Annotated in this window: 10 protein-coding genes; 5 read left to right on the top strand and 5 right to left on the bottom strand. The window is 61.0% G+C overall.

Translation table 11 applies throughout. The features are described from left to right. Window positions 1-94: 94 nt before the first annotated feature. The 5 genes from HMPREF2944_RS01925 to HMPREF2944_RS09330 all read right to left on the bottom strand — a co-directional run bounded on the left by HMPREF2944_RS01925 (window position 95) and on the right by HMPREF2944_RS09330 (window position 4,693). Window positions 95-997 carry an adenylate cyclase gene (locus HMPREF2944_RS01925; protein ID WP_070679961.1) on the bottom strand — a complete coding sequence of 301 codons (903 nt, stop codon included), beginning with the start codon at window positions 995-997 and terminating at the stop codon, window positions 95-97. A 94-nt stretch (window positions 998-1,091) separates the two neighbouring features. Continuing rightward, window positions 1,092-1,424, bottom strand: a complete 333-nt coding sequence (locus HMPREF2944_RS01920) for a hypothetical protein (RefSeq protein ID WP_070679958.1) — start codon at window positions 1,422-1,424, stop codon at window positions 1,092-1,094. 439 nt (window positions 1,425-1,863) lie between these two features. Further along, window positions 1,864-2,790 carry a phosphoribosylaminoimidazolesuccinocarboxamide synthase gene (locus HMPREF2944_RS01915; RefSeq protein WP_070679955.1) on the bottom strand — a complete coding sequence of 309 codons (927 nt, stop codon included), beginning with the start codon at window positions 2,788-2,790 and terminating at the stop codon, window positions 1,864-1,866. 158 nt (window positions 2,791-2,948) lie between these two features. Next, window positions 2,949-4,232, bottom strand: coding sequence for a phosphoribosylamine--glycine ligase (gene purD / locus HMPREF2944_RS01910; RefSeq protein WP_070679952.1), 1,284 nt, complete (start codon window positions 4,230-4,232; stop codon window positions 2,949-2,951). 125 nt (window positions 4,233-4,357) lie between these two features. Further along, window positions 4,358-4,693: a hypothetical protein gene (locus tag HMPREF2944_RS09330; RefSeq protein ID WP_070679949.1), complete on the bottom strand. Its 336-nt coding sequence runs from the start codon at window positions 4,691-4,693 to the stop codon at window positions 4,358-4,360. A 581-nt stretch (window positions 4,694-5,274) separates the two neighbouring features. Here HMPREF2944_RS09330 and HMPREF2944_RS01900 point away from each other — a divergent pair. The 5 genes from HMPREF2944_RS01900 (at window position 5,275) to HMPREF2944_RS01880 (ending at window position 12,550) form a co-directional block, all read left to right on the top strand. After that, window positions 5,275-6,384 carry an asparaginase gene (locus HMPREF2944_RS01900; protein ID WP_070679946.1) on the top strand — a complete coding sequence of 370 codons (1,110 nt, stop codon included), beginning with the start codon at window positions 5,275-5,277 and terminating at the stop codon, window positions 6,382-6,384. 2 nt (window positions 6,385-6,386) lie between these two features. Continuing rightward, window positions 6,387-6,812 (top strand): sterol carrier family protein, encoded by a 426-nt coding sequence (locus tag HMPREF2944_RS01895; RefSeq protein ID WP_141755717.1) that lies wholly within the window; start codon window positions 6,387-6,389, stop codon window positions 6,810-6,812. A 235-nt stretch (window positions 6,813-7,047) separates the two neighbouring features. Beyond that, complete coding sequence (purF, locus tag HMPREF2944_RS01890) at window positions 7,048-8,799, top strand: amidophosphoribosyltransferase (protein ID WP_070679943.1); 1,752 nt, start codon at window positions 7,048-7,050, stop codon at window positions 8,797-8,799. Further along, window positions 8,799-9,944 (top strand): phosphoribosylformylglycinamidine cyclo-ligase, encoded by a 1,146-nt coding sequence (gene purM, locus HMPREF2944_RS01885; RefSeq protein WP_070483521.1) that lies wholly within the window; start codon window positions 8,799-8,801, stop codon window positions 9,942-9,944. The genes purF and purM overlap by 1 nt, the downstream gene beginning before the upstream one ends. 701 nt (window positions 9,945-10,645) lie before the next feature. Beyond that, window positions 10,646-12,550, top strand: a complete 1,905-nt coding sequence (locus HMPREF2944_RS01880) for a S8 family serine peptidase (RefSeq protein WP_070679940.1) — start codon at window positions 10,646-10,648, stop codon at window positions 12,548-12,550. Window positions 12,551-12,666: the final 116 nt, after the last annotated feature.

Below are 12,666 nucleotides of genomic sequence, written 5' to 3'. Positions count from 1 at the left end.
TCCGCGGGTGAAAGCGGTTGAGAGCAGAGGACCGGTAGAAAAATCTCGCTAGAAAATGTCCAACGAGGAATCAGCGTTTACTGGTTGCCGTCGGCTAGTTGCCGTTGACTAGAGTTGCGGCGCGCTCCTGTGCCTGACGTTCGATATCGCGTACTTCAAGGATGAGCGGCTCATGCTCATTGAGCCAGGTCGCGGCCTTTTCGTAGTAGATATTCTGCGCTTTAGTCAGGATTCCAGTGGACTTTTGGCAGTTGTAGTCGGCGTGAGCTAGGGCCTGCTCTTCCGCATTGGCGGCTACATTGGCTGCCTTGTACTTACCCCAGGTTTTCTCTGCGTAGCTGGGAGCATCTCCGAAGTGCTGGATATCGGCGTATCCGCTTTCTTTCATGCATGCACCGTAGGTGGTGTCATTACGGTAGTATTTCCCCATTTCTTCTACCGCATTGTTTTTGGATCCGCCCGTGATGAGCTCGTTAATGAAGTTGGTGTATTTGAGGTAGTTTTCTGCTGAACCGAAGACAGCCTCTGCCGCACGTCCGATGCAGGAATCTGTTGCCATACCGACCTGGGCGCCATTACTCATCGTGATGGTGACTGTTTTGCTGTCTGCGGCTTGTGGGTCGCCTTGGAATGCTTTCCGGTATGCCGGGTTTTCCATCGCGGGCGCATTGCTGGAGCTAGCGTTGTCCTGCCGGGTGGATGGGTACCCTTGGGCGGCCGCCTCTTCGTTGGCGAAGTGGGCGCCGCTCATTGCAAGTTCATGAACGGAGGTACCGTTAATAATGTTCTGGCTACCGGAGTAGGTGAAGGACTTCTCGCTCATGCACTTTTTGACTTCGTTGACAAGGGCCACGTTAATATCCGGGGAGGGATTCTCGTAGCTTGCCAGGACATTACGAATGTCCTGCTTAACCTCAACGGTGGTGGAGCAACTCGATACGCCCAGGCAACAGGCAATACTGATAAGGGCGAGGGATGCGAAGGGCTTCTTTGCCATGGACTTCACCTTTCTCAACAGTAAGGAGCAGGGAGGGTAGGAGCCTAAATCTTATAAGAGTAGGCTCCCACCCTTTGACAGATGTAGTGCTGTATTACCAGGAAACTACAAAGTCAGTAGTGTCGTTGACGTTATCACCAACATAGTAAAGCACCTGTCCTGCGTTAAGGCGGAAGGTATCATTGTTGCCCCACCAATTAGTGTTAACACCCTTAAGACGGCCACCGGTCCAGTTGGCTGCCGACGAAAGCATGTTATCGGGGACATCGATGAAGTCACTGTAAGCAGAATGAGTCAGTTCACTATCGAGACCAACATGGTCATACGCATGAAAATCGGCATGAGCGGCGGGCATAACTGCCCCAACCGACAAAGCGGCAGCAGCGCCGATAGTGGACAGCGCACGGACAAAAGTAGAACGCGACATAGCGAATCTCCTTATTGCATAGGTAGGAGTCTGAATTGCTGACCCCCATGAGTGGATATGCCATCTCGTCGACATATAGCTATTTACATCGATTCACCACATAAGGGAAATCATGTAACTTGCATATGTGATTTGTTGCTTTTTATATATGAAACGCAACCCATTGGATGGTAGTAGAAATCGTAGCAAATCCCTACACTTAGATGCAATAAAAATTCGTATCACTATGCAGTGATTTAAATCATATAAATATGCGCTTGTAAACATCATATTAAAATAAATTCAGGAAGATTTATGGCCTTCCGAAGACGCCCGCAATGAAGACGCTCACGCTGGCTAGGCTTCGCCCCTCAACCTTATAAACCCACACAGCTAAAGGGCGGGGCCCCGGAAGAATGACCTTCCGGGGCACCGCCTTTTAGCAAAGACTTATTCGGCTTTAGAACTTCGTGCCGGTCAGACGCTCATACGCCTCGATGTAGCGGGCACGAGTCTTCTCCACGACCTCCTCGGGCAGGTGCGGCACGTTATCCGAGCCGTCCCACCCCGACTCGGGAGAACGCAGCCAGTCACGCACGTACTGCTTATCGAAGCTCGGCTGAGCATGACCGGGTTCGTACTGCTGTGCGTCCCAGAAACGCGAGGAGTCCGGGGTCAGCACCTCATCACCCAGGGTAATCTCGCCGCGGTACGAATCGGTACCGAACTCCAGCTTGGTGTCGGCCAGAATGATGCCCTGCTCGCGTGCGATCTTCTCCGCGGTCGAGTACAGGCTCAGGCTCAGCTCCTCCAGGCGCTCACCCACCGGCTGGCCCACCTCGGCGTACAGCTCCTCACGGGTCACCAGCTCGTCGTGCTCGCCCACCTCGGCCTTACCGGTCGGGGTGAAAATCGGGGTCTCCAGGCGGGAGCCGTCCACCAGACCCGCGGGCAGCTTCACACCGGCAATCTCGCCGGTCTCGTTGTACACGGCCAGACCCGAACCGGTCAGGTAACCGCGCACAATGCACTCCACCGGGAACATGTTCAGCGAACGGCAAATCATTGCTCGACCAGCCACAACGTCCGGAACGTCGGTGGAGAGCACATGGTTGGGAACCTCCTTGAGCTGCTCAAACCACCACAGGGACATCTGAGTCAGAATCTTGCCCTTATCCGGGATCTCGGTGGGCAGGATGCGGTCGAATGCGCTAATGCGGTCGGAAGCCACCACCATGACAGAGCCGGCGCGCAGCTCGGCGTCATCGCTCACGGTGAGGCCGGTGGCGTCGAAGCGCTCCTCATTCGGAACGTACAGGTCGCGCACCTTGCCGGAATAGATGTGGGTCCAGCCCGGAATTTCCAGGGGGTTAGAACGAGAGGTCATGGGATTATCTCCTGACAGGTGAAATGGTGTGATGTGGTGGCAAGAGTCTGTGTAATTACAATACCCGACCGGTCCCGCCCGGGATAGCGGGGAGGGGACGTCTCGGGTACGAAGCGACCGGCTCCCCCGCGCATCAGGCGGAGGAGCCGGTCAAAGTATTAGTCGCGCGGGGCAGGAATGTGGATGCGGTTCTCCACGGCCTTCAGCGCGATGTCGGTGCGGTACTGCGCGCCAGCCCAAGAGATGGCGCGGACGCCCTCGTAGGCGGCGTCGCGGGCGGCGCCCAGGTTCTCACCGAGCGCCACAACGGCCAGCACGCGGCCGCCGGCGGTGTGGATTTCCTCGCCGGAAACCACGGTGCCCGCGTGAATCACGTGCACGCCCTCCAGGGCATTCGCCTTATCCAGGCCGGAGATGGCGTCACCCTTGCGGGGAGTGCCCGGGTAGTTCTCGGCGGCCATAACCACGTCCACCGCGGTGCGGGGATCCCAGTCCAGCTCGGTACCCTCAGAAATTTCACCGCGGGCAGCCGCGCGCAACAGCTGACCCAGCGGGGTGCGCAGGCGCGCCAGAACCGCCTGGGTTTCGGGGTCGCCAAAGCGGGCGTTAAACTCGATGACGCGCACGCCGCGGTTGGTCACCGCCAGGCCGCAGAAGAGCACGCCCACGAACGGAGTACCGCGCTCAGCCATACGTGCAACGGTCGGGCGGGCAACCTTCTCCACGACCTCCTGCACGAAGCCCTCGGGCAGCCAGGGAAGCGGGGTGTAGGCGCCCATACCACCGGTGTTCGGGCCCTCGTCGTTGTCGAAAATGCGCTTGAAGTCCTGGGCCGGGGACAGCGGCAGAACGTTCTTACCGTCGGAGATGACGAAGAGGGACACCTCGGGGCCATCCAGGTATTCCTCGATGACTACGGAGCCGCCGGCCTCGAAGCAGGCGCGCGCGTGCTCAACCGCTACGGCGCGGTCCTCGGTCACCACAACGCCCTTACCGGCAGCCAGGCCGTCATCCTTGACCACGTAGGGGGAGCCGAACTCGTCCAGGGCGGCCTCAGCCTCGGGGAGGGTGCGTGCCTCGTGGGCACGCGCGGTCGGTACGGAGGCCTCTTCCATGACCTTCTTCGCGAAGGCCTTGGAACCCTCCAGCTGAGCGGCAGCCGCGGAGGGGCCGAAAACGTCAAAACCCGCCTCACGCAGTGCGTCAGAAACACCTGCGACCAGCGGTGCCTCCGGACCGATAACAACCAGGTCGGCGTTCAGTTCGCGTGCCAGGGCGGTTGCCTGGGCGGGATCATTCGCATCAATTGCGTGGACGGGAACATCCTGAGCAATACCGGCGTTGCCGGGGGCGCTGTGCACCTCAGTCACCTCAGGATCGCGCAGAAGCGCACGGATAATAGCGTGTTCACGGCCACCGGGGCCCAGTACCAAAACCTTCATAGTATTTAGGGTACCCGGTACCCTCTCAAAAAGGGGAGCCGAGGGCACTAAAAAACGGCCCTTCTCATGCCTCGACGCCCCGAAGGGCACATGAAAAGGGCCGTAGAAGTCGCTACGCGATGAAATTAGATGAGGGCGGTAATAGCAGCCAGGCCACCGAAGACAATACCGGGAGCGTTCGCAATGATGATCGGGACGTCCTTCTTGGGGCGCCACAGACCGTACAGAGCCCACAGGGTGCAGTTGATAGCCGCAACCAGAGGCTGAATCCAGTCACCCTTGTGACCGCTCAGGTTACCGATAATCTGCGGGAAGTAGAACACGTACATGAGCACTGCGGTCACAGAAGCAACACGGGCCAGGATGGGGAAGAACTTTGCGTGGAATTCAGATTCTGCGCTCACGCCGCCCTTGGGGGAAGAGTTCTGTGCGGAGGTAGAGGTGCTGTTCTGCTCTGCCATGGATGTACTCCTTTACATGGTTGCCGCTCACCGCTCGAGAGTGAGTTCAGAGGGGTGAGGGGCGGTAAGGATGCATACTCGTACCGGGTCGCACCTAGCGATTTATTCCTAGGTCCGGGGTCGACCCCTAAGGACTGCATCAATTTCCTACTGGATACTTTACGCCCGTTCTCAGATCGCATAGTGGGGCGCGGCGGAGATAATGAGATTTTGAGTAGGTACACTCATAGCTCATCGATTGACGGGGTGGGGTTTTACTCATCTGCCGCTGCCTTGGTCATCGCCGTATTCATGAGGCGGTACGTCGAGGTGCCAGAATGGTTCGTCGGGCGTCGATCGTGGTCGGTCCTATGCGGTGCTGGGTTTTTCGGTTCGTGCGGGCTGTGCCTCGCTCACTTGCCTTAGTCTTACCCGTTGCGCTTGAGCACCCTTCAATTATAAAAATGAGTTACTCATAACTTCAACTCCCAGTAAACGTGAATCTCTTCACACGGCTCTCCCTTGACCGCGCCAGCCCATCCTAGCTCCGCGCCACCAGACACAAATAGGGGCAAGCCGCACACCCCGTTTAAACTAGAAGAATGACCAACAGCACCACCCCACAGGCAACCACTCACACCACCAACCACAGCAGCGCCTTCGACGTAGAACTCGCGCAGCTCACCCGCAACAACTTTGTTGAGGCACGCCACCGCGGCCGCCTCATCCTACTGGGCCCCGACGGCGAAATTCAGCTTGCCCTCGGCGATATTCACGCGCCCTTCTACCTGCGCTCCGCCGCCAAGCCACTGCAGGCAATTGGTTCCATGAAGGCGGGCGCGCCCCTGCGCGGCTCCCAGGTCGCTATCGCCTGCGGCTCGCACCGCGGCACCTTCGAGCAGATGCGCGCCGTGCAGGACGTACTCACCCAGGGCAGCACCGAAACCAACCCGCTCACCCCGGCGAACCTGGCGCTCAAGCCCACACTCCCCTCCGACAAGCAGGCACGCCAGGCAATGGTTCAGGCGAACCTTGCCGCTACTGCCCTGGCGCACCCCTGCTCCGGCAAGCACGCCGCTTTCCTCTGGGCGTGCACCGCCAAGCTCGAGCGTGGCGACCTCGAAGAGGGCTCGCAGAACTGGACCCTGCACAACTACCTCGACCCCGCCCACCCGCTACAGCAGGTCATCACCGAAGAAATTGAGGCGTTCACCGGCGAGCCCGTAGCCGCAATCGGCGTTGACGGCTGCGGTGCGCCCGTGCACGCCGTCTCCCTGACCGGTGCCGCACGCGCCTACTCGACCCTCGGTGCGGCAATCCGCAACCTCGGTGCGGATGCGCGCGCCTCCACGGTCGCAACCGCCATGGTGGACTACCCCGAGCTGATTCAGGCACCCGGCTCCCCCGACACCGTGCTCAGCGAAGAACTCGACGCGATCGTCAAGGGCGGCGCGGAGGGCGTGCTGTGCATCGGTCTGCGTTCGGGTGCGTCCGTGGTGGTAAAGATGAGCGACGGTTCGCACCGCGCCATGTACGCCGTGGCCTTGCGCGCCCTGGTCGCTGGCGGATACCTGAGCACTGAAGAATGCGAGCGTCTACTCGCGCTGGTGGTTCACCCGGTGACCGGCGGCTACGTGGACGGCAAGCCGGTTGAGGTGGGCGAGCTGCGCGTGCACGAGGAGCTTTTTACTGAAGCTCCGGAGGGAAAGTAGCCGTGACCATTCGACGCAAGACGAGCGAGGAGGCGGGCATGGCGGCGGTCCGCGAGGTGCGCGCACTCTTCGCTTCCTTTGATTCTGAGCCTTCCGAGACCGCACTCGTACCCATCGAAATAGAACAGGCGTTCGCGACACTCCCCCGCTCCGTGCGCGCAACCTTCGTGCGTTTTACCCTCGAAGAGTTGGCTACCCTAGCCCCCGGCAATAGCGTGGAGGTGCGCGTGCCCCCACTGGGAGTCCCCCAGTGCGTGGCCGGCCCCCGCCACACGCGAGGTACCCCGCCCTCGGTCGTAGAGACCTCACCGGCTGTCTGGGCGGCGCTCGTGCTGGGCGCCTGCCCGTGGGATCGCGCCGTGGCAGCCGGTGCGCTCGATGCCTCCGGCGAACGCAGCAACCTCTCCGGTCTGCTACCGCTCTTCTAGGCTCGCGTTCGTTCCCGCTAATCCGCACGGTTTTACCCGGCTTCCGTGGCCTGCGTTGAGATGTCCATACCGGGGTATTTAGCGTATCCTTCACCACATCCACGCCGAAACCCGGTACACTTTTAAGGGTCTGATGTATGCCATCGCACATACAGGCAGGTACGAGCGCAGAAACACACATCCGTCTCGCACCCGCGCAGACGCATCCGCAGTCCCAACGTCGAAAAGAAGTGACTTGATTCGCCCCGACGGAAAACTCACTCACGACCTCGATCCGATTGACCACGGACCCAAGGACGCCTGCGGCGTCTTCGGCGTCTGGGCTCCCGGCGAGGACGTGGCAAAGCTAACCTACTACGGCCTGTACGCGCTTCAGCACCGCGGCCAGGAATCCGCAGGCATCGCAACCAGTAACGGCAAGCGCATCCACGTGTACAAGGACATGGGCCTCGTCTCCCAGGTCTTTGACGAAGCAACGCTCAGCTCTATGCCCGGTGACCACGCTATCGGCCACGCCCGATACTCCACCACCGGCGCGTCCCACTGGGCTAACGCGCAGCCGACCCTCGGCACCACCCCGCACGGCACGCTCTGCCTGGCCCACAACGGTAACCTCACCAACTCTGCAGACCTCTACGAGCGTGTGCTCGAAAAGAACGGCGGCAAGCCGCCCAAGCACGGCGAGCTGGCGCAGGGTAACACCACCGACACCGCACTGATTACCGCGCTGCTGGCGGAGCACGACTTCGGTTCCCTCGAAGAGGCAGCCCTCGACCTGCTGCCGACCCTGCGCGGCGCCTTCTGCCTCACCTTCATGGATGAGCACACCCTCTACGCCGCACGCGACCCCCAGGGCGTTCGTCCGCTCGTGCTCGGTCGCCTGGAGCGCGGCTGGGTTGTTGCCTCCGAGACCGCGGCCCTCGACATCGTTGGTGCCTCCTTCGTTCGCGAGGTTGAGCCCGGCGAGTTCATCACCATTGACGAAAACGGCCTGCGTTCTCAGCGTTTCGCGGAGGCCAAGCCCGCCGGCTGCGTCTTCGAGTACGTTTACCTGGCCCGCCCTGACACCTCCATCGCCGGCCGCAGCGTCTACGAATCCCGCGTTGAGATGGGCCGTCAGCTGGCCCGCGAGCACGCGGTTGAGGCCGACCTGGTCATGCCCACCCCCGAATCCGGTGTTCCCGCCGCAATTGGTTACGCCGAAGAATCCGGCATTCCCTACGGCAACGGCCTGGTCAAGAACGCGTATGTGGGCCGAACCTTCATCCAGCCCTCGCAGACCATCCGTCAGCTCGGCATCCGCCTGAAGCTCAACCCGCTCAAGTCCGTCGTGGCGGGCAAGCGCCTTATCGTTATCGATGATTCCATCGTTCGCGGTAACACTCAGCGCGCCCTCGTGCGTATGCTCCGTGAGGCCGGCGCGAAGGAAGTGCACGTGCGCATCTCCTCACCGCCCGTAAAGTGGCCCTGCTTCTACGGCATCGACTTCGCCTCCCGCGCCGAGCTGATTGCGAACGGCCTGTCGGTGGATGAGATTGCCTCCTCCCTCGGTGCCGACTCGCTCGGTTTCATTTCCGAGGAAGGCATGATGGCCGCCACCGAGCAGCCCGCCGAGAACATGTGTACCGCCTGCTTCACCGGCAAGTACCCCATCGAGTTGCCCAGCGAAGAGCGCCGAGGCAAGTCCCTCTTCGATTCCGAGGAGAAGGGCAAGGGTGGCCCGCTGGCCGGTAAGGCCGCCGAGGTGACCGTCGAGCGCGCAGTCCCGGCCAAGCCCGAACACGCCGAGGCCGTTTCGATTGACACCCGCGAAGGCACCGAAACCCTCGAGACGAAGTTCGACCCCTCCACCGTAAAGGTCTCCGATGACGACCCCGGCATGGGCATGTGCAACCCCGGCCCCGACGCCGATCTCGAGGGCCTGCTGACCGAGGCGGACCGCACTCCCGCCAACTCCTCCGCCACCACTACCCCGAAGGAACCCTAATGAGCGAGAACACCACCACCGTAACCTACGCGAGCGCAGGTGTTGACGTTGAGGCCGGCGATCGCGCCGTCGAGCTGATGAAGGACGCCATCAAGGCAACCCACAACTCCTCCGTTGTTGGCGGCGTGGGCGGCTTCGCGGGCCTGTACGACGTCTCCGAGCTCGTCAAGTACCGCAAGCCCTACCTGGCCACCTCCACCGACGGCGTGGGCACCAAGGTTGCCATTGCTCAGGCCCTGGATATTCACGACACCATCGGTTACGACCTGGTTGGCATGGTTGTAGACGATATCGTGGTTTGTGGCGCCAAGCCCCTGTTCATGACCGACTACATTGCCACCGGCAAGGTCGTTCCCGAGCGCATCGCCGATATCGTGCGCGGTATCGCTGGCGCATGTGCACAGGCCGGTACCGCCCTGGTCGGCGGCGAGACCGCCGAGCACCCCGGCCTGCTGGCCGAGGACGAGTACGATGTCGCCGGTGCCGCAACCGGTCTGGTTGAGGCGGACGAGTTGCTCGGCCCGGACCGCGTGCGCGAGGGTGACGTGCTGATTGCCATGGCCTCCTCCGGTATTCACTCCAACGGCTACTCCCTGGTCCGCAAGGTCCTGAACGTAGCCGGCTGGGGCCTGGAGCGCCAGGTGGACGAGCTGGGCCGCACCATCGGTGAGGAACTGCTCGAACCCACCCGCGTGTACGCGGCGGACTGCCTGGATCTGGCGGCTGCCTTCCCCGTCAACGGCGAGGACGGCACCACCGGTAGCGGTGTGCGTGGCTTCTCTCACGTGACCGGTGGCGGCCTGGCTGCTAACCTGGCACGCGTGCTGCCCCAGGGCCTGGAGGGTCGCGTGGACCGCTCCACCTGGCAGATTCCCGCCATCTTCTCCCTGATTGGTTCGCTGGGCAACGTGCCGCTGGCCGACCTGGAGCGCACCCTGAACCTGGGCGTGGGCATGATTGCCATCGTTGACCCCTCCGTGGCTGAGGCAGCTACCAAGCGCCTGAACGACCGCGGTATCCCCGCCTGGATTATGGGCGATGTTGTGGCTGCTGGTGACCCCGAGCCCAATAGCGCCGACTACATTCAGGGCGCTAAGGGCGTGGATGGCGGCGCGGTTCGCCTGCTGGGCTCCTACGCCTCCTAACGTACTTGAGCGGTCATGAGACCGTACCAAAGGGCCGGGGTGGCTCCACTCGTGTGGAGCCACCCCGGCCCTCTGCGTACCGGACCCTCCTGTACTTTGGGTCTCCTGTACTTTGGGTATTCCACCATTTTGGCTTCCCCTGGGAATCCCCCCCTATTTTCGAGGCACTCTTAGTTTTACTTCACGTTCTTTTAATTCTCTTTATTTTAATGACAAGAACATTTTCTCTGCATTAAAGTGCTTACACTATAGTGCTAATAAGCGCCCGGGTTCGAATCGGGACTGCACCACCCACCTATTGAGTACTTAACTTTCAACCTTAAGCTCAGAATTCCTTCAGCCGCGGGCAGGCTATTCCATTCCACAAGGAAAAATTCACATCTTGATATAAAAAATATAGTAGAGATATACCTCAATCTCTTCTTTAGGTGATAGCTTAATGAGGTACCTTTATACGCCATCCAAAGGATATGCGCGATTCCATGCTTCTTAGCGTATCGACGGAAAATCTTTTCCCGCGTTCCTCGGTTTACGTCGCTTAGCAATACCTAACCGTAGACGAAAAACGCAGGACGGCTCCGGTACACACCACACTATCCGCGTACTCTCAACTCATCAGGAGATTTCTCATGAAGCTCCACTGGCCCGTGCCCTCAGCTGGCCACTCCACAGCGTCACACAGAGCCAACCATCCCACCGTCATGAAACCCTTCCGCGCAGGCCTCGCCCTGCTGGCCACAGGCTCCCTCATCTTCGGCGGCAACCTTCCTGCAGCCCTTGCGCAGGCGCCCCACGAGGATGCCACTCAGGCCGACCAGACCGAAGCTACCACTCCCGCTTCCCCCTTTAGCGTTCCCACCAACGCGGGATCGCCCCAGGGTGCTCCGCGAAGTGCTGCTCCCGGTTCCCTTCCCCAGCAGAAGTTTGACCAGTTCATCGTCACCTACACCGACGATGCAAAGCAGCGAGCCGAGGAGCGTAGCGGAGATGCCGAGGTGGCCGGAGGAGTAACCCCCGGTGACCTGGACAGCGGCATCCAGCAGACCATCGACTCCTCCGCGGCTTCCCTCGAAACCAGCGGCGGGGTTGTCCGCACCACCACCTCCAACGACGCAATTGTCCAGACCTCCAAGAAGCTGGACAAGCAGCAGGCCCAGGAGTTCATGGACCGCTTGGCTTCCAACCCCAACGTGGCCTCCGTGGAGCCCGACTACGTCAACTACCCGGCGGTCGAAAGCACCTTCGTCTTCAACGACCCCCTGTATTCCAAGCAGTGGAACCTCACCAACCCCACCGTCGGCATCGGCAACACCGGCAACGCGCGCCTGTATCGCGGCCTGAAGACGACCGTTGCGGTGATTGATACCGGTTACACCCGCCACCCCGAGCTCATCCACTCTCTAGTGCCGGGTTACGACTTCATTAGCAATCCGGTGAGCGGCCGCGACGGCAATGGCCGCGACGCCGACCCCACCGACGAGGGCGATCAGGCTCCCTTCAACCTCTGCGGCGACATGCAGAACGCGCAGATTTCAACCTGGCACGGCACGCACGTTGCCGGCATCATTGCCGCGCGCGGCCAGAACCGCCTGGGTATTGCGGGTGTCTCTGACTTGGCCGCCATCCAGCCGATTCGCGTGCTCGGTCGATGCGGTGGTCAGACCTCGGACATCGCCGACGCCATCATGTGGGCGGCGGGCGGTCACATCAACGGCGTTCCCGATAATAAGCATCCCGCACAGATTATCAACCTGTCCCTGGGCGGCGTTCGAGCATGCCCCAACGCCTACCAGAAGGCCATTAATTTCGCGCTCTCTAAGGGCGCTATCGTGGTCGCAGCCGCCGGCAACGCCGGGATTGATGCCTCGCAGTTTGCTCCGGCCAATTGCAAGGGCGTCATCGCGGTGGGTAACAGCACCAAGAACGGCACCCGCGCATCGGACTCGAACTACGGCAAGACCGTTACCGTCTCAGCCCCGGGTACCGATATCCTCTCTCTGGGTATTGACAGCATCAACCGCCCCAACGGCAAGTACAACTACGTCTACAGGAGCGGCACCTCCATGGCGGCACCGCACGTGTCCGGTATCCTGGCTCAGCAGTTTGTGAACGGCGCAAACGTCAGCCGCCAGAAGGTCTACAGCTCCGCTTTCAACGCCGTGGCCAACCCGATTAAGTGCGACAAGGGCTACTGCGGACGCGGTATCATCAGTAGCCGTAAGATCGCTCAGTACGTAGGCAACCTGGACGCGCAGGGCAAGATGTCCTTTAGCCGCCCGCGCACCATTTACACCTCCAGGGTGATTACCTCCGCCCACCGCACGGCCCTGTCCGATATTGATGCACAGGACACCTCCGTTGAGGTTCAGGGCGGGCAGGCCCCGGATAGCGCCGAAGAGCCGGCTACGATGACCAACGATAACGCAGACCCCATCAACCCCGATGCCGTCTCGGCCGACACGGATTCCTCCGAGGAATCCGGCACCCAGTCGCAGGATGCGAACGACCTGAGCGACGACGGGGACTCCCAGCAGGATGGGGACTACACGATGACTTCCCCCGTGCAGAAGCCCCGTGAGGCCGGCGAGCTCACCCTGGTGAGCTAAGCCCCCCCCCACATCGGGCGGGCTCTACCTTCTGGACGAGCACTTTAAGCGCTTCATCCCGTAAGCCCGGTTGGGCATCAGGCGGGGCTCGGTGAAGGATCCTTCACCGAGCCCCG

The organism is Rothia sp. HMSC072E10 (genome assembly GCF_001813965.1).
In the GTDB taxonomy this organism is placed as follows: Bacteria; Actinomycetota; Actinomycetes; order Actinomycetales; family Micrococcaceae; genus Rothia; species Rothia mucilaginosa_A.
The sequence above is the reverse complement of the archived record's forward strand: the minus strand, read 5'-3'. Positions and strand labels throughout refer to the sequence as shown.

Excerpts from the sequence above, each read along its gene's own strand:
- purM (WP_070483521.1), top strand. The coding sequence starts at position 8,799 with ATGAGCGAGAACACCACCACCGTAACCTACGCGAGCGCAGGTGTTGAC.
- HMPREF2944_RS01880 (WP_070679940.1), top strand. The coding sequence starts at position 10,646 with ATGAAACCCTTCCGCGCAGGCCTCGCCCTGCTGGCCACAGGCTCCCTC.
- HMPREF2944_RS01900 (WP_070679946.1), top strand. The coding sequence starts at position 5,275 with ATGACCAACAGCACCACCCCACAGGCAACCACTCACACCACCAACCAC.
- purD (WP_070679952.1), bottom strand. The coding sequence starts at position 4,232 with ATGAAGGTTTTGGTACTGGGCCCCGGTGGCCGTGAACACGCTATTATC.
- HMPREF2944_RS01920 (WP_070679958.1), bottom strand. The coding sequence starts at position 1,424 with ATGTCGCGTTCTACTTTTGTCCGTGCGCTGTCCACTATCGGCGCTGCT.
- HMPREF2944_RS01925 (WP_070679961.1), bottom strand. The coding sequence starts at position 997 with ATGGCAAAGAAGCCCTTCGCATCCCTCGCCCTTATCAGTATTGCCTGT.
- HMPREF2944_RS09330 (WP_070679949.1), bottom strand. The coding sequence starts at position 4,693 with ATGGCAGAGCAGAACAGCACCTCTACCTCCGCACAGAACTCTTCCCCC.
- HMPREF2944_RS01915 (WP_070679955.1), bottom strand. The coding sequence starts at position 2,790 with ATGACCTCTCGTTCTAACCCCCTGGAAATTCCGGGCTGGACCCACATC.